The 22,213-nt window shown below is 59.2% G+C and carries 21 protein-coding genes; 12 read left to right on the top strand and 9 right to left on the bottom strand.

Annotated elements, in window-relative coordinates:
* The first annotated feature begins 26 nt into the window (after positions 1-26).
* Complete coding sequence (locus tag AC236I_RS00425) at positions 27-1,076, top strand: NAD(P)-dependent alcohol dehydrogenase (protein ID WP_004869018.1); 1,050 nt, start codon at positions 27-29, stop codon at positions 1,074-1,076.
* Here the strand turns inward: AC236I_RS00425 and AC236I_RS00420 are convergent.
* Together AC236I_RS00420 and AC236I_RS00415 are read right to left on the bottom strand one after the other, a co-directional pair.
* Positions 1,073-2,026 carry a GlxA family transcriptional regulator gene (locus AC236I_RS00420; protein ID WP_004869020.1) on the bottom strand — a complete coding sequence of 318 codons (954 nt, stop codon included), beginning with the start codon at positions 2,024-2,026 and terminating at the stop codon, positions 1,073-1,075. The two genes, AC236I_RS00425 and AC236I_RS00420, sit on opposite strands and share 4 nt — an antisense overlap.
* Positions 2,027-2,052: 26 nt before the next feature.
* Positions 2,053-2,832, bottom strand: coding sequence for an MBL fold metallo-hydrolase (locus AC236I_RS00415; protein WP_487608665.1), 780 nt, complete (start codon positions 2,830-2,832; stop codon positions 2,053-2,055).
* 168 nt (positions 2,833-3,000) lie between these two features.
* Here AC236I_RS00415 and AC236I_RS00410 point away from each other — a divergent pair, with 168 nt between their 5' ends.
* Positions 3,001-3,555, top strand: a complete 555-nt coding sequence (locus AC236I_RS00410; RefSeq protein WP_004869023.1) for an NUDIX domain-containing protein — start codon at positions 3,001-3,003, stop codon at positions 3,553-3,555.
* On the opposite strand, the gene AC236I_RS00405 is transcribed toward AC236I_RS00410, so the two are convergent.
* The 3 genes from AC236I_RS00405 to AC236I_RS00395 all read right to left on the bottom strand — a co-directional run bounded on the left by AC236I_RS00405 (position 3,547) and on the right by AC236I_RS00395 (position 6,463).
* Positions 3,547-4,407 carry a DMT family transporter gene (locus AC236I_RS00405; protein ID WP_004869025.1) on the bottom strand — a complete coding sequence of 287 codons (861 nt, stop codon included), beginning with the start codon at positions 4,405-4,407 and terminating at the stop codon, positions 3,547-3,549. The two genes, AC236I_RS00410 and AC236I_RS00405, sit on opposite strands and share 9 nt — an antisense overlap.
* A 24-nt stretch (positions 4,408-4,431) precedes the next feature.
* Positions 4,432-5,241, bottom strand: a complete 810-nt coding sequence (gene nlpA, locus AC236I_RS00400; RefSeq protein ID WP_015585503.1) for a lipoprotein NlpA — start codon at positions 5,239-5,241, stop codon at positions 4,432-4,434.
* A gap of 316 nt (positions 5,242-5,557) precedes the next feature.
* Positions 5,558-6,463, bottom strand: a complete 906-nt coding sequence (locus AC236I_RS00395; RefSeq protein ID WP_004869029.1) for an AraC family transcriptional regulator — start codon at positions 6,461-6,463, stop codon at positions 5,558-5,560.
* A 117-nt stretch (positions 6,464-6,580) separates the two neighbouring features.
* On the opposite strand from AC236I_RS00395, the gene AC236I_RS00390 reads away from it, so the two are divergent.
* Positions 6,581-7,117, top strand: a complete 537-nt coding sequence (locus AC236I_RS00390) for a carboxymuconolactone decarboxylase family protein (protein ID WP_004869032.1) — start codon at positions 6,581-6,583, stop codon at positions 7,115-7,117.
* A gap of 17 nt (positions 7,118-7,134) precedes the next feature.
* On the opposite strand, the gene AC236I_RS00385 is transcribed toward AC236I_RS00390, so the two are convergent.
* Together AC236I_RS00385 and AC236I_RS00380 are read right to left on the bottom strand one after the other, a co-directional pair.
* Positions 7,135-7,605, bottom strand: coding sequence for a nuclear transport factor 2 family protein (locus tag AC236I_RS00385; protein WP_487608664.1), 471 nt, complete (start codon positions 7,603-7,605; stop codon positions 7,135-7,137).
* 2 nt (positions 7,606-7,607) lie between these two features.
* Positions 7,608-8,234: a pyridoxamine 5'-phosphate oxidase family protein gene (locus AC236I_RS00380; RefSeq protein ID WP_015585500.1), complete on the bottom strand. Its 627-nt coding sequence runs from the start codon at positions 8,232-8,234 to the stop codon at positions 7,608-7,610.
* A 102-nt stretch (positions 8,235-8,336) separates the two neighbouring features.
* Between AC236I_RS00380 and AC236I_RS00375 the strand changes: the two genes are divergently transcribed.
* Positions 8,337-9,251 carry a LysR family transcriptional regulator gene (locus AC236I_RS00375; RefSeq protein WP_180850358.1) on the top strand — a complete coding sequence of 305 codons (915 nt, stop codon included), beginning with the start codon at positions 8,337-8,339 and terminating at the stop codon, positions 9,249-9,251.
* Here AC236I_RS00375 and AC236I_RS00370 read toward each other — a convergent pair.
* A complete protein-coding gene (locus AC236I_RS00370; RefSeq protein WP_004869040.1) occupies positions 9,248-10,741 on the bottom strand; it encodes an MDR family MFS transporter in 1,494 nt (497 codons plus the stop codon). The genes AC236I_RS00375 and AC236I_RS00370 overlap by 4 nt on opposite strands.
* 80 nt (positions 10,742-10,821) lie before the next feature.
* On the opposite strand from AC236I_RS00370, the gene AC236I_RS00365 reads away from it, so the two are divergent.
* Positions 10,822-11,469 (top strand): TetR/AcrR family transcriptional regulator, encoded by a 648-nt coding sequence (locus AC236I_RS00365; protein WP_004869043.1) that lies wholly within the window; start codon positions 10,822-10,824, stop codon positions 11,467-11,469.
* Positions 11,470-11,497: 28 nt separating this feature from the next.
* Here AC236I_RS00365 and AC236I_RS00360 read toward each other — a convergent pair whose 3' ends face one another.
* Positions 11,498-11,914 carry a GNAT family N-acetyltransferase gene (locus tag AC236I_RS00360; RefSeq protein WP_075808132.1) on the bottom strand — a complete coding sequence of 139 codons (417 nt, stop codon included), beginning with the start codon at positions 11,912-11,914 and terminating at the stop codon, positions 11,498-11,500.
* 200 nt (positions 11,915-12,114) lie between these two features.
* On the opposite strand from AC236I_RS00360, the gene AC236I_RS00355 reads away from it, so the two are divergent.
* From AC236I_RS00355 to murP, 7 genes are all read left to right on the top strand, one after another.
* On the top strand, positions 12,115-12,684 hold the full coding sequence (locus tag AC236I_RS00355; protein WP_004869046.1) for a TetR/AcrR family transcriptional regulator: 570 nt from the start codon (positions 12,115-12,117) through the stop codon (positions 12,682-12,684).
* 135 nt (positions 12,685-12,819) lie between these two features.
* On the top strand, positions 12,820-13,944 hold the full coding sequence (locus AC236I_RS00350; RefSeq protein ID WP_004869049.1) for an efflux RND transporter periplasmic adaptor subunit: 1,125 nt from the start codon (positions 12,820-12,822) through the stop codon (positions 13,942-13,944).
* A complete protein-coding gene (locus tag AC236I_RS00345) occupies positions 13,944-17,051 on the top strand; it encodes an efflux RND transporter permease subunit (protein ID WP_032718422.1) in 3,108 nt (1,035 codons plus the stop codon). The genes AC236I_RS00350 and AC236I_RS00345 overlap by 1 nt, the downstream gene beginning before the upstream one ends.
* Before the next feature lie 3 nt (positions 17,052-17,054).
* Positions 17,055-18,419: an efflux transporter outer membrane subunit gene (locus AC236I_RS00340; RefSeq protein ID WP_004869053.1), complete on the top strand. Its 1,365-nt coding sequence runs from the start codon at positions 17,055-17,057 to the stop codon at positions 18,417-18,419.
* A 47-nt stretch (positions 18,420-18,466) separates the two neighbouring features.
* Positions 18,467-19,630: a multidrug effflux MFS transporter gene (locus AC236I_RS00335; RefSeq protein WP_487608663.1), complete on the top strand. Its 1,164-nt coding sequence runs from the start codon at positions 18,467-18,469 to the stop codon at positions 19,628-19,630.
* A gap of 164 nt (positions 19,631-19,794) precedes the next feature.
* Positions 19,795-20,697 carry an N-acetylmuramic acid 6-phosphate etherase gene (murQ, locus tag AC236I_RS00330; protein ID WP_088402359.1) on the top strand — a complete coding sequence of 301 codons (903 nt, stop codon included), beginning with the start codon at positions 19,795-19,797 and terminating at the stop codon, positions 20,695-20,697.
* Positions 20,698-20,721: 24 nt separating this feature from the next.
* Positions 20,722-22,155 carry a PTS N-acetylmuramic acid transporter subunit IIBC gene (murP, locus tag AC236I_RS00325; RefSeq protein ID WP_069476354.1) on the top strand — a complete coding sequence of 478 codons (1,434 nt, stop codon included), beginning with the start codon at positions 20,722-20,724 and terminating at the stop codon, positions 22,153-22,155.
* Positions 22,156-22,213: the final 58 nt, after the last annotated feature.

The raw sequence follows: 22,213 nt of genomic DNA, 5'->3' as shown, positions 1-22,213 counted from the left end.
ACGTTCATTCAGAAAGAGGTTTCGCTATGCAGATCAATGCTATTGGTACGTACTCCGCCACCCAACCGCTGAAATCGATGGCTATCTCCCGCCGCGACCCGGGCCCCCACGATGTGCAGATCGCCATCGATTACTGCGGCGTCTGCCACTCCGACCTTCATCAGGCACGATCTGAATGGGCCGGTACGCTCTATCCTTGCGTGCCGGGGCATGAAATCGTCGGCCAGGTGACCGCCATCGGCAATCAGGTCTCGGGGTTCAACGTTGGCGACCTGGTCGGCGTCGGCTGTATGGTCGACAGCTGTAAACAGTGTGAAGAGTGCGAAGCAGGACTGGAAAACTACTGCGACCATATGATTCTCACCTACAACGGCCCCACGGCAGACGCGCCTGGACACACCCTCGGCGGCTATTCGCAGCAGATTGTGGTACACGAGCGCTACGTGCTGCATATTCGCCATCCGAAGGAACAACTCGCCGCCGTGGCGCCGCTGCTCTGCGCGGGGATTACCACCTACTCTCCGCTGCGTCACTGGAACGTCGGGCCGGGGAAAAAAGTCGGCATTGTGGGTATTGGCGGGTTGGGACATATGGGAATTAAGTTGGCCCATGCCATGGGCGCCCACGTGGTGGCCTTTACCACCTCAGAATCGAAGCGGGAAGCAGCAAAAGCGCTGGGCGCGGATGAGGTGGTTGTCTCACGCAACGAGGATGAAATGGCCGCCCACGTGAAAAGCTTCGATTTCATCCTCAACACCGTAGCGGCGCCGCACAATCTCGATGCCTTCACCACGTTACTCAAACGCGATGGCACTCTGACCCTGGTCGGCGCGCCGGCCAGCCCGCATCCTTCGCCGGAAGTGTTTAATCTGATATTTCGCCGTCGTGCGATTGCGGGCTCGATGATAGGCGGGATCCCGGAAACTCAGGAGATGCTCGATTTCTGCGCCGAACACAGCATCGTCGCCGATATTGAGCTGATTCGCGCCGATCAGATCAACGAAGCCTGGGAGCGTATGGTCAAAGGCGATGTCAAATATCGCTTCGTGATCGACAGCGCGACGCTCGCCGGTTAAGTCCCGCGGCGAAAGGTGCGCCGCCACTCCGCCGGGCTGACGCCAAAGCGGGATTTAAACTGCTGGCGCCAGGTCACGGCGGAGCGGAATCCAACGCTTTCCGCCACCTGCTCGACGGGCATATTCCCCGTTTCGAGCAAGAGCTGACTGCGCCGCAGACGTTCAATGGTCAGCCAGTCGGCAATGCTCATGCCGGTAGCCCTGGTGAAGTGACGAGTCAGCGTGCGCCGGCTCATTGCTACCACCTGCGCCAGCGAGTCGAGGTTGTGCGGTTCGGCGATATGCTGCTGGAGATACTCCAGCAGGCCGTTAATCCGCGCGTCGCGGGTATTTTTCGGTACCGGCTGGGCGATAAACTGCGCCTGGCCCCCTTCACGATGGGGCGGCACGATCATACGCCGGGCGATCTGATTCGCCGCGAGGCTGCCGAAACGCTGGCGAATGATATACAGGCAGCAGTCGAGCGCCGCCGCGGTGCCCGCTGAAGTGATGATCCGCTGGTCATCGACGTACAGCGCATTGATATCCAGCCGCACCTCGGGAAACTGCCGCTGAAACGCCTGCTCAAACTCCCAGTGGGTCGCCGCCCGTTTGCCATCCAGCAGCCCGGCATAGCCGAGAACAAAGGCGCCGAGGCATAGCCCGACGATTTCAGCGCCGTTCTCCCTTGCCCGCACCAGGCTATCCAGCAACGACTGGGGCGGACGCTGATGCACCGCTCCCCAGTAAGGCACCACCACGATATCAGCTTGCTCAAGGGCGGTGAAATCCGCGCTGGCGTTGAGCGCAAAGCCGTCGGGCGCGGTCAACAATCCCGGCCGTTCGGCGCAAATCTGCAGCTTAAAACGTTTCGTTTCCGAGACGCTATCGCCAAACAACATGCAGGGAACCGAGTAGTGAAAAGGGCTGAACCCGTCCACGGCAACAATTGCGACATCGGTTAATTTCATCATCCTCTCCGTTCCCCGCGGCGGGCTTAAAAGATCATACTTTCCCCATCCTGCGGGATGCTGACAGAATCGGCAATCTGATTGTCCGCCACGTATTCGCGCAGCTCCTCGCGGCTCAGCAGGCAGTGATTGACCGCTTCAAGATGGATAGCGACAATTTTCGCCTCTGGCAGGGTAAAATGGGCTTTCAGCACATCTTCTTTGCCCATGATAATCGGCCCGAATCCAATCACGTGCGCGTAGCCGGCATTCAGCACCACCACATCGGGACGCAGCCGTAGCATATCGGCCTCAATTTCAGGGCGCCAGATGGTATCGCCCACCAGCCACAGCGTCTTCTCCTGCGGATGGCGAAACACCACGCCGCAGGCTTCGCCCAGGCGCTCCGCCATAGCCGGCACGGCATAGGTGCGGTCGCTGCCATGCTGCCCGGAAGTAGTTTTCTGTAAGCGGATGCCGGCAAACTCACTCTCTTCCGACAGCAGGCGGACATCCTGAAATCCCTGTCCACGCAGCAGTCCGGCATCACCGTCATGCTGGACAAAAACCGGCAGCGTCTTCGGGATCGCGGCGATCGCCGCCTCATCCCAATGATCATCATGCGTATGGGTGACGATCGCCGCATCGACATCAATAATAGTTTCAAGGGAAAAAGGCAGCCCGACCAACGGGTTACGCAGCTCTGCGCGGGCGGTGCCCGGGAATCCCGGCCAGGCGCCACGCTCCGCCAGCATCGGGTCAATCAGGAACTTTTTTCCTGCATATTCAATAATCTGAGTTGAGTTACGGATATGGGTCATTTTCATGATGTTCACTCCTCTTCGCGGTTATCTGGCGAACATCGTACGTCCCACCAGCCTGGCGCAATATGGGCATTTGGGCAATGATCGATGAGATTGGGCCAACTTTCTGCGGTTGCCATCCGCCTCTGGCTATGATGTCCTGAACGCTCGTTTTCTGAGGAAGTGGCTACGATGAAAAAGAGACTGACCGTCGCCGATATGCACGACGCCGAAGTGATTGCGCACACTCCGTGGTTCAGCATGCGTAAGGTGGCCATCGACGTCACCGACGCCGAGCGCCGCGATTTTTACTCTGTCCATTATCCGCGCCCGGCGGTAGGGATTGTCGCCATGCAGCAGGACAAAGTACTGCTGATCCGCCACTATCGGTATCTGATCGATAAGGTGGTATGGGCTATTCCGTCCGGCGGTATTGATGAAGGGGAAGAGCCGCGCGCGGCGGCCCTGCGCGAGCTACGGGAAGAGACCGGCTATCAGGCGAAACAGGCCGAAGAAATTATCCGCTACAACCCCTCCTATGGCAGCAGCGACCAGCTGTTTATCACCTGGCTTGCCCGCGATCTGACGTATGTCGGAATGGATGAGGATCAGGATGAGGTGATGGAAACAGGCTGGTTTACCTTCGCCGAAATTAGCCAGCTGATCGCCCGCGGCGAGATGCCTGACGGGCTGTCGCTGGTGCCGCTGCTGCATCTGATGGCGCAGCAGCATCACGGTTTAGCGTAACGGCCTGAGCATCCGCCAGCGAAACCACAGCTGGGCCACCAGGATTAACATACCGCCAATAATCTTTTGCAACGGCAGCTGTTCGCCGTACCACAGCGCGGCGGCAATAACCGTCAACAGCGGCTCCAGCACCATGATAATCGCCGCGCTTGCCACCGCCGCGTACTTCTGCCCCTTCATTTGCAGGCCGAAGCGCAGACTGGTGGCGATAACAATACTGGCCAGCAGCCAGCCGAAAGTGGGTAGCGTAAACGGCTGGTCCCAGGTTTCGACGGCGGCGGAGATCCCCAGCCCGACGAGTCCGGTAATCGCCAGCTGCACGGTGGTCAGCGGGATCAGGGGCACATCGCGGGCGCAGCGGCTGGTGTAGCAAAACCAGATCGACTGCACCAGCGCGGTCAGCAGAAACCAGCCCTGGCTGGGGTGGAAGGCAATCGGCATATGCAGACTCAGCAGCCCGAGGCCGACGATCGCGACCGGCAGGCACTCCCAGTATGCCCGGGCCGGGCGTGTTTTCATCATCACCCATGCGGTGAGCGGCACAAACAGCATCGACAGGCTCATGATGAACGCCCCCTCGCCCAGCGAGGCGGTGGTCGAGACCGAGTAGATCCACAGACACAGGTTCAGCGCAAACCACAGCCCGCCGATCGTCATCTGCCGCCAGTGTCGCCTCTCCACGTGGAAGCCGCGACAAAACGGCAGCAGCAGCAGCGCCGCAAAAAAGAAACGCAGCCCAAGGAAGGCGAAAACCGGCATCCCCGCGATGGCTTCGCGAGAAAATATCCACCCACATGCGGCGATAACCGTAGCGGCTACCAGCAGTAAATCCGCCTGACGCTGCCGGACCATATTCACCTCTCCTTGTGTTGACGATTACCAGCCGGGAACCGCACCACCGTTAAAGATAGTCTCTGCCGCCCTGGCGACTTCCGGCGACTGATAGGACTGCATAAATTCCTTCACGTTTTCCGCGTCTTTATTCTCTTCGCGGGCCACGATGATATTCACGTACGGCGAGTTTTTATCTTCAATAAAAATCCCGTCATGCACCGGCGAGAGACCGGTTTGCTGAAGATAGGTGGTGCTGATAATCGCCACATCCACTTTCGGGTCGTCCAGCACGCGCGGCAGCTGCGCCCCTTCCAGCTCCATAATGTTCAGGTGACGCGGGTTGGCGGTGATATCGACCGCCGTAGGCAGCAGGCCAGTCCCCGCCTTCAGGGTAATCAGCTGCTCTTTTTGCAACAGCAGCAACGCGCGGCCCAGGTTGGTGGGATCGTTCGGAATGGCGATAGTCGCCCCGTCTTGCAGATCGGCCACCGATTTTATTTTGCGTGAATAGCCCGCCATCGGGAACACGAAGGTGTTGCCGACCGCCACCAGATGGTAGCCGTGCGCTTTGTTATCCTGCTCCAGGAACGGCCGGTGCTGGAAGACGTTAGCATCCAGATCGCCGGCGTTCGTCGCTTCGTTAGGCAGAAGCGAACCGCTGAAGCCCACCAGCTCGACATCCAGGCCATATTTCTCTTTGGCGACCTTTTTAGCCACTTCCGCGACATCCTGTTCCGCGCCGTTGATGACGCCGACTTTAATGTGTTTCGCATCGCTACCTTGCTGGTCGCAGCCTGCCAGCAGCAGACCCGCCAGCACCACGGCGGCGGCTGTCCGTAAACGCAATTTCATCATTTTTACCCTGTCAGTCCATAGAAGTCGTTATTATTTTTCGTCCAAAACTATAACGACTTTATGGTCAGGTTTTAAACTGCAAAAACAGCAACCGGAAATAAAATCATCTACCGGTGGTTGGCTTCATGCGCCAGCAGCACAGGCGTCGCCTGTTGCTGTTGTTGTGCGAAATCCATCAGTCCTCCGGTCCGCTGGTGATACGGCGGATTCTGGCCCGCGCGTGCCGGGCGTCACAATCGAAAACCGGACGACTATTTTTTGTTTACGCCTCTGGCGGCACCGGCCGCCACGACGATCATCGGCGACAAGCCGCTTACCGACGCCGCCACTCGCCGGGCGTCACGCCATACAGTTTTTTAAACGCCTTCGAGAACGAGGCCTGCGACTGGAACCCACAGCGCCCGGCAATCACATCAAGGTTGGTCTGCCGCTCCACGCGCAGCAGACGCGCAGCCATTGCCATCCGCAGCTGTGAAAGCCAGGCCTGCGGCGTAAGGTGATACGCGCGGGCAAAATGCCGGGCGAAGGTGGCGCGCGACAAAAAAGCGCGGGCGGCCATACTCTCCAGCGTCCAGGGCTGCTCTGGCGTTTCCAGCACCGCGAAAACAGCGGGCATCAGCCGTTCATCGCTCATCAGTCGCAGTAGCCCTGCCGGCGGCGCTTCGCTACCCAGTAGCGTGCGCAGCAGCAAAACCAGCAGCGTGTCGCCGAGGCTACGCACGATAGCCCCGCCGCCGGGGCGCGCCATCAGGCTCTCCCGTACCAGCACGTTAAGCAGCAGCTCCAGTTCCGGGCACTCCGCCCGCTCGTCGGTGTGCAGATGAATCAAGTCCGCCGGTTCTGCAAACAACCAGCTGACGTGCGGGCCGAAGTAAAATTCGCCGCACAGCATCTCCAGCGCATCCTGGTCGGTACCGGTTCGGACCTCGGTCAGGGTCCCGTTAAAGCGGTGGGCGACAGGCAGGATCTGCCCCCACTCCACCAGGCTTTCCATCAGGTGCGGCGAGCCGTGCGGGAGCAAGATGACATCGCCCGCCCGCATCTGCCGGGTCTGTTTGCCGACCATCAGTCGCCCCTCGCCACGCAACACAAAATGCCAGGGTACCACGCCGCTGCGCATCTGCTCATGCCCGGCCTGCCAGCGACCGCCAAACCGGCAGTGCAGATTCACTTCGCAGCGCGGCGCCAGCAGCGCCAACAGATGACTGAGACTGTCCATGCCACTCCTGAGACGATAAGACTAAAAAATGAGACGAAGAGCCTCAGTCTAGCACGCCGCATATCCCTAAGATGTCGCCATTGCCACATCACATCCTCACAGACACAGGAGCACACCATGAGCCGTTTAGCTGATATTCGTGAACAAGACGTCACCGGTAAAGCCGCAGAAATTTTCGGGGCGATCAAAAAAGCGATGGGTAAAGTGCCCAATGCCTATTTGACCATCGGCGGTCATTCACCGGCAGCATTGCAGCAAGCGCTGGCGCATAACGCGATGTTGAGTAAAAGCAGCCTGAATGCCAAAGAGCTGGAAGCGATTAACCTCGCCGTGAGCGAAGCCACCGGCTGTGATTACTGCCTGGCGGCGCATACGTTAATGGCCAAAAAAGCGGGTTACAGCGGCGAGCAAATCCATGCCCTACGCCGCGGCGAGTTTGCTGAAGATGCCCGTCTCGACGCGCTGGTCAAGTTTGTCCAGACCCTGGTGCGCACTCGCGGCACGCTCCCGGAAGCCGACGTCAGCGCACTGCGTAACACCGGCTTCGGCGACCAGCAGGTGATTGAGATTATCAGCGCGGTGAGCGCCATTCTGTTCACCAATATGGTGAACCGGGTGAATGATACGGTCGTCGACTTCCCGAAAGCCGATTAACCCGTAACATCGCCTGTTTATAGCCCCAGCTCGCTCAGTCCCGGATGGTCATCGGAGCGGCGCCCCTGGGGCCAATGGAACAGGCGATCCTGCGCTTCAATTGGCAGATCGTTAATGCAGGCGTAGCGGGTATGCATCAGGCCATGCTCATCAAACTCCCAGTTTTCATTGCCATATGAGCGGAACCAGCTGCCGCTGTCGTCACACCATTCATAGGCGAAACGCACCGCAATACGGTTATCGTTCCATGCCCACAGCTCCTTAATCAGCCGGTACTGCTGCTCCTTTTGCCATTTTCGCGTCAGGAAGCCGATGATTTCCGCGCGTCCATGGACAAACTCACTGCGATTGCGCCACTGGCTGTCGGCCGTATAGGCCAGCGCCACTTTTTGTGGGTCGCGGCTGTTCCAGCCATCTTCGGCGGCGCGAACTTTTTGCAGCGCGCTTTCCCGTGTAAACGGCGGTAGCGGCGGGCGAACTTCGGTCATGGTCACTCTCCTTTTAGCGTTAACTGTTGTTGTAGCTGTAGGTTTTCCTGCTCCAGCGCCTGGATACGCTGCTGCAGCGTCTGGCTATACTCCGCCACCTGCCGGGCGCTGTAGCGCGGCGTAATGTGCTGCGGACAGTTCCAGTCAAACGCCTGCAGATGAAAGCGAAACAGGCGTTCCACCCTGGCGCGGTAATTGTCCGGCGTGACCCGAGCCAGCAGCCCCGGATCCTCGTCCTTCGCCAGCACCTCGACGGTGGCATAGATTTTCAGCCTGGCGCGGCGCGGGTAATCCATCAAAAACAGGCAGGCACGGTCGCTGCCGCGTAGGTTGCCGGTGGTGATGTACTGCCGGTTACCGCCAAAATCCGCCATCGCCAGCGTGGCGTCATCCAGCAGATGGAGAAAACCCGGCGGCCCGCCGCGATGCTGAATATAGGGCCAGCCGGTTTGCGATAGCGTTGCCAGATAAACACTGTCGCGGGTGGCGATCATCTCCTCTTCACTGGCGCCGAAACGTTCTCCCCTGCGCTGGCGATACGGCGACTGCCACAGACCATCGCTCCCCATTTCATGTTGAACGTCCATCACATCAGGCGTGATGGCAATATCGAGAAAGTCCCCCGGCATAGATCCTCCGAACGCGCGGTTACTGCGCTCATCATGGACTCTGCCGCCATAAATGATAATACTGCGATACTGACAATCATCTTTCCGGAAAACGGGATAATTATGGATCGCTTGAGCGCCATGGCGCTGCTGGTAAAAGTCACTGAACTGGGCAGCATGTCGGCGGCAGCACGGGCGCTGAATATGCCGTTGACCACCGTCAGCCGCCATATTGCCGAGCTGGAGAGCACGCTCGGCGTGCGCCTGCTGCTCCGCACCACCCGCAAGCTGACGCTGACCGACGCCGGCATCGATTATGTCGCCGCCGCACGGCGGATTCTCGAAGAGGTTGACCTGGCCGAACGCCAGGCGGCGGGGGAATATCAGCAGCCGAAGGGCGAGCTGACGATCGCGGCACCGACGATGTTTGGCCGACAGCATGTTTTGCCAGTTGTCACCGCGTTTCTCGCACGTTACCCGCAAATTCGCGTCCGTTTACTGCTCAGCGATCGTAATGCCGATCTGCTCGACGAGCATATCGATCTCGCGGTGCGCATTGGTCCGCTGCCGGATAGCGGAATGGTTGCCACCCGCCTGGGCGAGATGCGTATCGTCACCTGCGCCCACCCGACGCTGCTGGAAAAACACGGACACCCGCAGCACCCGCGTGAGCTGAGCACGCTGCCGGCCATTCGTATTGAATCACCGATGCCCTATCGCGGCTGGCGGTTTAAGGCGGCCATGGCGGAAGACCGGCACGTGGTGCTTCAGCCGGTGCTCTGCGTGACCACTCCGGAAAGCGCCGCCGATGCCGCGCGACTGGGGGCCGGCGTAGCGCGCCTGCTGCACTACCAGGCCATCGCTGGTCTGGCGTGCGGTGAACTGACGCTGATACTGGAGGCGATGGAACCGGAGCCTGCGCCGGTACACCTGCTGTATACCGCCCGCGGGCTGGCACCTCTTAAGTTGCGGAAATTTCTCGATTTCGCCACGCCGATGCTGCGCCAGGCGCTGACGCGCATCGCGGCAACCGGCTAGTTCGCCACCTTTTTCAGCGGCGCCTCTTTCAGCAGCCATGAGAGCAGAAAGGCCACCGCCATGATGCAGGCCGCCATCAGGAAGGCGGCATGAATCGCCGAGCCAAAGGCATCGAGATAATCAAGGCGGATCTCCGACGGCAGGTTATGCACCGCGGCCGGATTCAGCGCCCGCGGCAGCTCCGTCCCTGCCGGCAGCAGACGCTGCAGGTTGTTTTGCAGAACATGGGTGAACACCGCGCCGAACAGCGCGACTCCGATGGAACCGCCGATCGAACGGAACAGCGTCACGCCGGAGGTCGCCACGCCGTACATCTGCGCCGGCATGGCGTTCTGTACCGCCAGCACCAGCACCTGCATCACCAGTCCCAGACCCATTCCCAGCACGGAGGTAAACAGATACAGCTGCCACATCGGCGAGTAAATGGTAATGCGCGTCAGCAGCACCATCCCTACCATCCCTGACAGCGTGCCAAGAATCGGGAACATGCGATACCGGCCGGTGCGGCTGATAATGCGCCCGCTAACGATCGACGTCAGCAACAGCCCGCCCATCAACGGAATGAGCTGCATCCCGGCTTCGGTCGGCGTCGCCGCCTTCACCACCTGCAGATAGAGCGGCAGGAAGGTGACCGAACCAAACAACGACATCCCGATGACAAAGCCAATCAGGCTGCACAGCAGAAAGCTGCGATTGCGAAAGAGGGAGAGCGGGATAATCGGCTCCGCGGCGATCCGTTCTTCATAAATAAATCCGATAACCCCCACCACGCCGAAGGCGAGTATGCACCAGAGCTGCGGGTCGTTCCACGCACGCACGCTGCCGCCTTCAGAGGTGAAGAGAATGATACACAGCAGCGCCATACTCAGGTAAATCGCGCCCAGCCAGTCGACCTGGTGCTGGCTACGTTTATTGCTGCTGTGGAAAACCGCGCCGATCACCAGCAGCGCAAACAGCCCCAGCGGCAGGTTGATATAGAAAATCCAGCGCCATGAGGCGTGCTGCACCAGGAAGCCGCCGATGAGCGGCCCGATCACCGTCGCCAGGCCGAATACCCCGCCGAACAGCCCCTGATAGCGGCCGCGGTTGGCCGGGGGGATCACATCGGCCACCGCCGCCATACTAATCACCATCAGACCGCCGCCGCCCAGCCCTTGTAACCCGCGCATCAGCACCAGCTGAGTCATATTCTGCGCGACGCCGCACAGCGCGGAACCGACCAGGAACAGCACGATTGCCACCTGGAGCACAATCTTGCGACCGAAGAGATCGCCAAATTTACCGTACAGCGGTACGACAATCGTCGAGCTGAGAATATAGGCGGTGACCACCCAGGAGAGCTTATCCAGCCCGCCGAGCTCACCAACAATCGTGGGTAGCGCCGTCGACACAATGGTCTGATCCAGGGCCGACAACAGCATAACCAGCATCAGCGCGCTAAACAGCAGACGGATCGACGGTGCCGGTTGGGTCGCGACTTGAGATGTCATCACATCACTCGCTTGAAATTAATTAAATGTATAATTAATATTTAGGGAAATGATGAATCCCGTCAAGAGAGGATGAAGAAATGGCCGCACAAAAAGACAATGATGTCCCTCGTCGTCCGGGCCGCCCGCGGGGTAAAAAGCCCGGCACGGCCAGTCGCGAGCAGCTTATGGATATTGCGCTGATGCTGTTTGCCCGCCAGGGGATCGCCCATACTTCGCTCAATGCGATTGCGAAAGAAGCAGGCGTGACGCCGGCGATGCTGCACTACTATTTCAGCTCGCGGGAAGCGTTAGTGGACCAGTTGCTGGAAGAGCGCTTCATGCCTTTGCGCAGTGAGATAGGCCAGATTTTTATCGACCATCCGCAAGATCCGGTGACCGCTTTCACCTTGCTGATCGAGGCGCTGGGGACGCTGGCGGAGAAGCACACCTGGTTTGCGCCGCTGTGGATGCAGGAGGTGATTGGCGAAATGCCGATACTGCGCCAGCATATGCACGCGCGCTTTGGCGAAGATAAATATCACCGGATGCTGACAACGGTGAAGCGCTGGCAGGAAGAGGGCAAACTCAACCCGGCCCTGTCGCCGGAGCTGCTGTTCACCACCCTGATTAGCCTGGTTCTGGTGCCATTCTCCCGCCTGCGTAGCGACACACGCTTAACCTCCGTCACCCGACAGACCATTGTCAGCCACGCGCTGACGCTGATCCGCCGGGGAATTGCTGGTTAAGCCACGCGCTGTCGGCTGCCCGCCGGGGCTACAGCGCTTTTGACAGGTAGTGGCGCGCCATCCCGACGTGCGGAAAATCAGGGAGCGACATCTGCAGCTGATAGCCCTGCTTTTGATAAAACGGCAGGGCCTGGAAGCTGAAGGTATCGACCAGAACATGGCGACAGCCCTCGTCGCGCGCCTGCTTTTCCGCCGCGCGCATCAGTTCTCCGCCCAGCCCGCTGCCGCGCGAAGCTTCGCTGACCCACAAATACTTAATACAGAGCCAGTTGGCCTTTCTGTTGGCAATCAAACCGCCCAGCATGACCCCGGCGTCATCACGGAGGTACACGCCCAGGTCAGCAAACTGCGTCGCATCCAGATAGCGCAGGTTGTATTCACGTAATCCTGCCAGCAACTCTTCCTGATCCGCGGGGTTAATACTTTTAGTTATAATCAATGCCATCTGTATTCTCCTTAATTCAATATTATGAAGATATCTCTGCGCTTACTTTCACAAAAAATACTTATTTTCTCCATTATTTCCTGTCTAAATTTTCCGTGCTTATTTTTAATTAAAAAAACCTTTCCATCATCCGCTGGAAACGTATAATGAAGGAAAAATGAGAATGATCATTCTCACTTTATGACACCACGGAGAAAACCATGAGCAACGCACTGGCCGCCCGGCAAAAGATCCGGCAGGATGAAATCATCGCTGCCGCACGTCACTGCTTTCGTCGTCATGGTTTTCACGGAGCCAGCATGGCCCAGGTCGCCAGCGAAGCGAAGCTGAGCGTCGGGCAAATCTACCGCTACTTCGCCAATAAAGACGCCATCATCGCGGAAATGATCCGCCGCATCATCGATTATCGTATTGCCGAGATGGACGGAAAAACGCAGACCGACCAAATTCCGCGGCTGCTCGCCTGGCGACAGACCCTGGATGAAGATGATGACGCGCTGATGCTGGAAATGGCCGCCGAAGCGACCCGCAACCCGCAAATCGCCGCCATGATGGTGGAAGCCGACAAGCGCATGTTTGCCAACGCCTGTGCGCATATACGCAAAGCGCATCCGCATCTGAGCGACGAACGCATCCGCTGCTGCGTTGAGATCACCGCGGTGATGATGGAAGGGACGATTTACCGGCGTCTTGTTCCACAGACGGTGGCACCAGAAGTCCTCGAGAAACTTTATCGGGAAATAACCGCTATGTTGCTAATGGATAAATAATTAACTGCAATTAATAAACAGGGAATTTTAAATTCCCTTTTTGTCGTTTCCGTTTATCGGAAATGCGTCATCAGCTGGCCTGAACCCTGCTATTTAATTAGCAGGGAGGACGTCGTTCATCCTGAGAAAAATATAATGAAATATACCATGCTCCCCATCGCAGCGGCCTTATTCATCCTGAGCGGATGCGATAATGCCCAAACATCAGCCCCGCCACAGGTGACGCCGGAAGTGGGCGTTGTCACGCTGAAAAGCCAGCCCGTGTCGGTGATCAGCGAACTGACCGGTCGTACCACGGCTTCACTCAGCGCCGAAGTGCGCCCGCAGGTGGGCGGCATCATTCAAAAACGCCTGTTCACCGAGGGCGATATGGTGAAAGCCGGCCAGGCGCTGTATCAAATCGACCCGTCCAGCTATCGCGCGGCCTATAACGAAGCCGCCGCCGCCCTGAAGCAGGCGCAATCTCTGGTGGTATCCGACTGTCAGAAAGCTCAGCGCTACGCGGCGCTGGTCAAAGACAACGGCGTATCTCGTCAGGATGCCGACGATGCGCTGTCGACCTGTAATCAGGACAAAGCCAGCGTGGAGTCGAAAAAGGCGGCGCTGGAGAGCGCGCGTATTAACCTGAACTGGACCACCGTTACCGCGCCAATTGCCGGACGTATCGGGATCTCTTCCGTCACCCCCGGCGCACTGGTTTCCGCCGACCAGGATACCGCCCTGGCGACGATCCGCGGGCTGGACACCATGTATGTCGATCTCACTCGCTCCAGCGTCGATCTGCTGCGCCTGCGCAAACAAGCGCTGGCGACCAACGACAATACGCTTAGCGTGTCCCTGACCCTGGAAGATGGCAGCACCTACAGCGAAAAAGGGCATCTGGCGTTGACCGAAGTGGCGGTGGACGAATCCACCGGCTCGGTCACGCTACGCGCAGTCTTCCCGAACCCGCAGCATGTCTTGTTACCGGGAATGTTCGTGCGCGCCCACGTCGATGAAGGGGTGATGGACGACGCGATCCTGGCGCCGCAGCAGGGCATCACCCGCGATGCCAAAGGCAATGCCACCGCGCTCGTCGTCGATGGCAACAGCAAAGTAGAACAACGGGAAGTCGAAACCGGTGACGCATACGGCGACAAATGGCTGGTAGTGAACGGCCTGAAAAGCGGCGATAAGCTGATCGTTGAAGGCACCAGCAAAGTCGCTGCGGGTCAGCAGGTCAAAGCCGTCGAAGTCAACAATGACGGAGGCAACGCCTGATGTTTTCCCGCTTCTTTGTGCGCCGCCCGGTTTTCGCCTGGGTTATCGCCATTCTGATCATGCTCGCCGGGGTGCTCGCCATCCGGACGCTGCCGGTGGCGCAATATCCTGACGTCGCCCCTCCGGCGGTAAAAATCTCGGCCACCTATACCGGGGCCTCTGCGGAAACCCTGGAAAACAGCGTCACTCAGGTCATTGAACAACAGCTGACTGGGCTGGATAACCTGCTCTATTTCACCTCCACCAGCAGCTCTGACGGCTCGGTAGATATTACCGTCACCTTCGAGCAGGGGACCGACCCGGATACCGCCCAGGTGCAGGTGCAGAACAAGGTCCAGCAGGCGGAATCGCGTCTGCCGAGCGAGGTGCAACAGTCCGGCGTCACGGTAGTGAAATCGCAAAGTAACTTCCTGCTGATCCTCGCGGTGTACGATAAAAATAACAAAGCCACCAGCTCCGATATCTCCGACTGGCTGGTCAGTAACATGCAGGACCCGCTGGCGCGCGTTGAGGGCGTCGGCAGCCTGCGCGTTTTCGGCGCAGAATACGCGATGCGTATCTGGATGGATCCAACGAAACTGGCCTCCTACGCGCTGATGCCTTCCGATGTACAAACGGCGATTGAAGCGCAGAACGTGCAAATTTCCGCGGGTAAAATCGGCGCGCTACCATCATCCAGCGCGCAGCAGCTAACCGCCACCGTCCGCGCCCAGTCGCGGCTGCAAACGGTCGATCAGTTCAAAAATATTATCGTCAAGAGCAAGTCAGACGGCTCGGTGGTGCGGCTGGGCGACGTCGCTCGTGTTGAGATGGGCAGCGAAGATTACACCGCCACGTCAAACCTCAACGGCCACCCGGCCGCCGGTATCGCGGTGATGATGGCCCCGGGCGCCAACGCGCTGGATACCGCCACGCGCGTGAAAAGTAAAATTGCTGAATATCAGCGTCAGATGCCGCAGGGCTACGATATCGCCTATCCGAAAGACAGCACCGAGTTCATTAAAATCTCGGTTGAAGATGTTATTCAAACGCTGTTTGAAGCCATCATTCTGGTGGTTTGCGTGATGTACCTGTTCCTGCAAAACTTCCGCGCCACGCTGATTCCGGCGGTGGCGGTGCCGGTGGTACTGCTGGGGACCTTTGGCGTGCTGGCCCTGTTCGGCTACTCCATCAACACCCTGACCCTGTTTGCGATGGTACTGGCCATCGGCCTGCTGGTGGATGATGCCATCGTGGTGGTGGAAAACGTCGAGCGTATTATGCGCGACGAGGGCCTGCCCGCCCGCGAAGCCACCGAAAAATCGATGGGAGAAATCTCCGGGGCGCTGATCGCGATTGCGCTGGTGCTGTCGGCAGTCTTCTTACCGATGGCCTTCTTTGGCGGCTCGACCGGCGTGATTTATCGCCAGTTCTCGGTGACGATTATCTCGGCGATGATGCTGTCGGTGGTGGTGGCTCTCACCTTAACGCCGGCGCTGTGCGGCGCGCTGCTCTCCCACTCTAAACCGCATACCACAGGATTCTTCGGGGCGTTTAACCGCCTGTGGGGCCGTACCGAACAGGGCTACCAGCATCGCGTGCTCGGCGGGCTACGCCGTTCTGCCATGATGATGGGCGCCTTTGTGCTGATTTGCGGCGCCATGGCGCTGGCGATGTGGAAGCTGCCGGGGAGCTTCCTGCCGGTAGAGGATCAGGGCGAAATCATGGTCCAGTACACCCTCCCGGCGGGCGCCACCGCCGTGCGTACCGCCGAAGTACGTCGCCAGGTGACCGACTGGTTCCTCAGCAAAGAAAAAGCCAATACCAACGTTATTTTCACCGTCGATGGCTTTAACTTCAGCGGCAGCGGACAAAACGCCGGGATGGCCTTCGTGTCGCTGAAAAACTGGTCCGAACGTAAAGGCGCCGAGAACACCGCCCAGGCGATTGCCCTGCGCGCCACCCAGGATCTGAGCAGCATTCGCGACGCCTCGCTGTTTGCCATGACCCCACCGTCGGTGGACGGCCTGGGGCAGAGCAACGGCTTTACCTTTGAGCTGATGGCCAGCGGCGGTACCGATCGCGATAGCCTGATGAAAATGCGCAGCCAGCTGCTGGCTGCCGCCAGTCAAAGTCCGGAACTCCAGTCGGTCCGCGCCAACGACCTGCCGCAAATGCCGCAGCTGCAGGTCGATATCGACAATGACAAAGCCGTTTCCCTGGGACTGTCGCTGAGCGATGTCACCGACACGCTCTCCAGCGCCTGGGGCGGCACCTACGTGAACGACTTTATCGATCGCGGACGCGTGAAGAAGGTTTACATTCAGGGAGAAAGCGACGCCCGCGCCGTGCCGTCCGATCTCGGTAAATGGTTCGTACGCAGCAGCAATGACAGCATGACGCCGTTCTCCGCCTTTGCCACCACCCATTGGCAATATGGCCCGGAAAGCCTGGTGCGCTACAACGGCTCCGCCGCCTTCGAAATCCAGGGTGAAAATGCCTCCGGCTTCAGCTCCGGCGTGGCTATGGAAAAAATGGAAGCGCTGGCCAACAGCCTGCCGGCAGGCACCACCTGGGCGTGGAGCGGCATGTCGCTTCAGGAAAAGCTGGCCAGCGGGCAGGCCATGAGCCTGTATGCCATCTCGATTCTGGTGGTGTTCCTGTGTCTCGCCGCGCTGTATGAAAGCTGGTCGGTCCCCTTCTCGGTGATCATGGTGATCCCGCTGGGCCTGCTCGGCGCCGCGCTGGCGGCGTGGATGCGCGATCTGAGTAACGATGTCTACTTCCAGGTCGCACTGTTGACCACCATCGGCCTGTCGTCGAAGAACGCCATCCTGATCGTTGAATTTGCCGAAGCGGCGGTGGATGAGGGCTACTCGCTGTCACGTGCCGCACTGCGCGCTGCGCAAACCCGTCTGCGCCCCATCGTGATGACCTCGCTGGCGTTTGTCGCCGGGGTCCTGCCGCTGGCGGTAGCGACCGGCGCCGGCGCCAACAGCCGTGTGGCGATCGGGACCGGTATTATCGGCGGCACCCTGACCGCCACGCTGCTGGCGGTGTTCTTCGTTCCCCTGTTCTTTGTGCTGGTGAAGCGTCTGTTCACCCGCCAACGCCCTACTCAGGAGTAAGTTATGTTTCGTTTGACCCTGGTTTTTGTTGCGCTCCTGACCGCAGGCTGTGTTTCCCTCGATCCGGACTATAGCCGCCCGGCGGCGCCGGTTCCCGCGACGCTCCCTGGCGCTCACGGCGAAGCCACTGCGGTGGTCGGCAGCTGGCAGCAGGTTGTCAACGATGCGCGGCTGAAAAAAGTGGTCAGCATGGCGCTGACCAGCAACCGCGATCTGCAGAAAGCGATTGCCGACATTGAGGCCGCTCGGGCGCAGTATGGCGAAACTCGCGCATCGCTGTTCCCCACCGTTGATGCTGAACTTAGCCATACCCGCAGTAAAACCGTCGCCAGCGGCCTCACCTCATCCGCAGAGGCCGACGGTGCGGTTTCCAGCTTCGAGCTGGATCTGTTTGGTAAGAATCAGAGTTTATCGCGGGCGGCACGGGAGACCTGGCTTGCCAGCGAATACACCGCGCAGAATACGCGCCTGACGATGATTGCCGATCTGACCACCGCGTGGGTCACGCTCGCAGCGGATAACAGCAATCTGGCGCTGGCCCAGCAGACCCTGGCCAGCGCTGAGAACTCGCGCAAAATTGTCGCCCGCCAGATGGCGGTAGGCACCGCTTCCGCGGGCGACCTCAGCGATGCCGAAAGCGTTTACCAGCAGGCGCGTGCCAGCGTCGCCAGCTATCGCACCCAGGTGGCGCAGGACAAAAATGCGCTCAATTTACTGGCCGGTGAAACCGTCCCCGACAGTCTGCTGCCCGGCACCCTGGAAAGTCTCGGCGACCACAGCATTCGCCTGGTACCGGCCGGCGTATCCTCGTCGGTGCTGCTCCGCCGCCCGGATATTCAGGAGGCAGAGCATAATCTGAAGAGCGCCAATGCGGATATCGGCGCGGCACGGGCCAACTTCTTCCCGACTATCTCTCTGACCGCCAGCGCTGGCGTGGGCAGCGATGCGCTCTCTTCCCTGTTCAGCCACGGAATGCAGGTGTGGTCGTTCGCCCCATCGATCAGTCTGCCGCTGTTTACCGGCGGCAGCAATCTGGCCCAGCTACGCTATGCGGAAGCGGAGAAAAAAGGACTGATCGCCACCTATGAGAAAAGCATTCAGAGCGCCTTCAAAGACGTGGCCGATGCGCTGGCGCGCCGGGAAACGCTGAGCGAACAGCTGGATGCCCAGCGGCAATATGTCGCCGCCGAGCAGACGTCGCTGGACATTGCGCTGAAGCGATATCAGACCGGCGTTGGCGATTATCTGTCGGTCCTGACCGCCCAGCGCACGCTGTGGTCGGCGCAGGCCACGTTAATTTCTCTGCAACAAACCGATTTGGAAAACCGCATCACGCTCTGGCAGTCGCTGGGAGGCGGCGCCAGCTAAATCAATATCAACCGGGCGGCAACGCCCGGTATGCTAAAGGAGTTTTTATGCCGCGCATCTCCCTCTCCTGGGCGTTAATTCTCGGTCTGTTAACCGCCATCGGCCCGCTGTGCACCGATTTCTATCTGCCCGCGCTGCCGGATATAACCCAGCAGCTGAACGCCAGCGGCACGCAAACCCAGCTCTCGCTGACCGCAGCGCTGATTGGCCTTGGTCTCGGTCAGCTGTTTTTTGGTCCACTGAGCGACCGCATCGGGCGCAAAAAACCGCTGGCGCTCTCGCTGCTGCTGTTTATTTTTTCGTCGGCGATGTGCGCCGCGACCTACGATATTCATATGCTGATCGGCTGGCGTTTTCTGCAGGGCTTTGCCGGGGCTGGCGGTTCAGTGCTCTCCCGATCGATTGCTCGCGATAAATATCAGGGCACTCAGCTGACCCAGTTTTTCGCTCTGTTGATGACCGTCAACGGCATCGCCCCGGTGGTGTCGCCGGTGATTGGCGGCTACATCATTACCGCGTTCGACTGGCGAATTTTGTTCTGGACGATGGCCGCTATCGGCGGCGTACTGCTGCTCCTGAGCCTGACGGTACTGCGCGAAACGCTGCCGGGTAAAAGTCCGGCCGCGACACAGCAGCAAAGCGACGGCCCGGTGCTGAAAAACCGTCCCTTTATGCGCTACTGCCTGATTCAGGCCTTTATGATGGCCGGGCTGTTCTCATACATCGGCTCGTCGTCGTTCGTGATTCAGAGCGAGTACGGCATGACGGCCCTGCAGTTCAGTCTGCTGTTCGGCGTAAACGGCATTGGACTGATTATCGCCGCGCAGATCTTCTCCCGCCTCTCGCGCCGCTATAGCGCCGATACGCTGCTGCGCGGGGGACTGAGTCTGGCGGTGCTCTGCGCAGTCATCACCCTGCTTCTCGCCTGGCAACACCTGCCGCTGCCGGCGCTAATCGGCCTGTTCTTCACCGTGTCGTTCATGAGCGGGATCAGCACCGTTGCCGGATCAAAAGCGATGAGCGAGGTCAGCCGTGCGCAGTCGGGTACCGCCTCGGCACTGATGGGGACCCTGATGTTTGTCTGCGGCGGCATCGCCGCGCCGCTGGCCGGGCTCGGTGGTGAAACGATGTTGAAAATGAGCCTCGCGATGATCATCAGCTATCTGATCGCCCTGTTCTTCGGCCTGCAAAAAAACCACCCGACCCATTAAGAACGAATGCAGTAATAAAATATTCCAATTCTATTACTGCATCGCTTCCCGACCTGCCTACAAATCTCTTATTATCCGTTGAGTGTTAATCGTGATAACCTTCACATGATTGGAATAATTAATTCCTTAGAATCTGGCTTAACTGTGATTGAAGAGGTTTGTGTATGAGTATCGACCTGAGCGCGCTGCTGACCGAGCGCCGCAATGCCAATAGCGCCAATATAGACACCCTGTCCACCGTCGAGATGCTGACGGTCATTAACCAGGAAGACCAGCAGGTGGCCCACGCGATCGCCCCCTATTTACCGCAAATCGCTCAGGTCGTAGATAAAGTGGCCGCGGCGATACAAGCCGGCGGACGCCTGATTTACATTGGCGCCGGGACCTCCGGTCGCCTGGGGATCCTCGATGCCAGCGAATGTCCACCGACTTTCGGTACCCGTCCGGAGCAGGTGGTCGGGGTGATTGCCGGTGGCCACAAAGCGATTCTGAGCGCCGTCGAAAACGTCGAAGACAACAAAGCGCAGGGCGCCCTGGACCTGCAAAATCTTAACTTCAGCAACCGCGATGTGCTGGTTGGCCTGGCCGCCAGCGGACGTACGCCGTACGTCATTGGCGCCATGGAGTATGCCCACAGCCAGAACGCCTTTGTCGCCATCGTCAGCTGTAACCCGCATGGTGAAATGGCCCGTCTGGCCGATGTGGCCATCACCCCGGTCGTGGGTCCGGAAGTGGTCACCGGGTCTACCCGTCTGAAGGCGGGAACCGCGCAGAAGCTGGTGCTGAACATGATCTCCACCGGCGCCATGATCCGGGTTGGTAAGGTTTACAGCAACCTGATGGTTGACGTTGAAGCGACCAACGCGAAGCTGATTGAGCGTCAGGTGTCGATCGTTATGGAAGCAACCGACTGCGATCGCGCCACCGCGCAGGCCGCGCTGGACGCCTGCGGTCGCCACTGTAAAACCGCCATTGTTATGGTGCTGGCGAATCTGAGCGCTGGAGAAGCAAAATCCCTGCTGGCGCAAAATAACGGTTTTATCCGCAAAGCGCTGAGCAACACCTAAGCGCCGACAACCAGGTAACGTGCAATGGCAAAAATAAATAAAGAGATGATAGCGCGGATCCTTACGCATGTTGGCGGGGCCGGAAACGTCGCCCAGGCGGGGAACTGTATGACCCGCCTGCGTTTAACCCTACGTGACGAGCAGCTCGCCGATAGCGCCGCCATCCGCCAGATTGAAGGGGTGATGGGGGTTATCGTCAGCGATGAGCAGTTTCAGGTGGTGCTCGGCCCCGGTAAAGCGCAAACCGCCGCGGAAATGATGAACCTACTGCTGGAAGAGGCGCCGGCCGATGCGCCGTCTCTGGCGGCGGTGGCGGCAGAGAAAAAACAGGCGCTGAAAAGCAAGCAAACCAGCGGCGTGCAGAAGTTTCTTGCCAAATTCGCCACTATTTTTACCCCGCTGATTCCCGGTTTTATCGCCGTCGGCCTGCTGCTCGGCTTCGCGACGCTGGCAGAACAGATGTTCGTGCTGGAGAACACCCATCCCAGCGCCTCGCTGGTAGCGCTAATCGGCTACATGAAAGTCTTCAGCAAGGGGATGTTCACCTTCCTGAGCATCCTGATTGGCTATAACGCGCAGAAAGCGTTTGGCGGTTCCGGAGTCAACGGCGCCATTATCGCGTCGCTGTTCGTCCTCGGCTATAACCCCGAAGCCACCAGCGGGTTCTTCTCCGGCATCACCACCTTCTTCGGTCACGGCATCGACCCGCGCGGCAACATTATCGGCGTGCTGATTGCCTCGATTCTCGGCGCGTGGGTGGAAAAGCAGGTACGCCGCGTGATGCCGGCCAACCTCGATATGATCCTGACCTCGGCAGTCACTCTGCTGATTATGGGCGCGGTGACCTTTACGGTGATTATGCCCATCGGCGGCTGGCTGTTTACCGGGATGTCGTGGCTGTTCCTCCATCTCAACGGCAACCCGTTTGGCTCCGCGGTGCTCGCCGGTCTGTTCCTGCTGGCGGTGATGTTCGGCGTCCATCAGGGCTTCGTACCAGTCTATTTTGCGCTGGTCGATGCGCAAGGATTTAACTCGCTGTTCCCGATTCTGGCGATGGCAGGGGCCGGGCAGGTCGGTGCCGCGCTGGCGCTGTACTGGCGGGCGAAGCACGGCTCGATGCTGCGGACCCAGATTAAAGGGGCGATCATTCCCGGCTTTCTCGGTATCGGCGAACCGCTGATTTATGGCGTAACCCTGCCACGCATGAAGCCGTTTATCACCGCCTGTATCGGCGGTGCCTGCGGCGGCTTTTTCCTCGGTCTGATCGCATGGCTGGGCCTGCCGGTGGGGCTGAATACGGTCTTTGGCCCTTCTGGCCTCGTGGCGCTACCGCTGATGACCTCCGCGAGCGGGATCTACGCCGGCATGGCGGTTTACGCCGCAGGTCTGGCGGTGGCCTATCTGTGCGGCTTCATCTGCACCTGGCTGTTCGGCAGCAAAAACGTCGATTTGAGCTAGCGCGCGGATCGGATATATCAGGGAGTACATTATTTAACCCGCCACATGGCGGGTTTAT

The organism is Klebsiella sp. Sb-30, assembly GCF_057652795.1.
The sequence above is the reverse complement of the archived record's forward strand: the minus strand, read 5'-3'. Positions and strand labels throughout refer to the sequence as shown.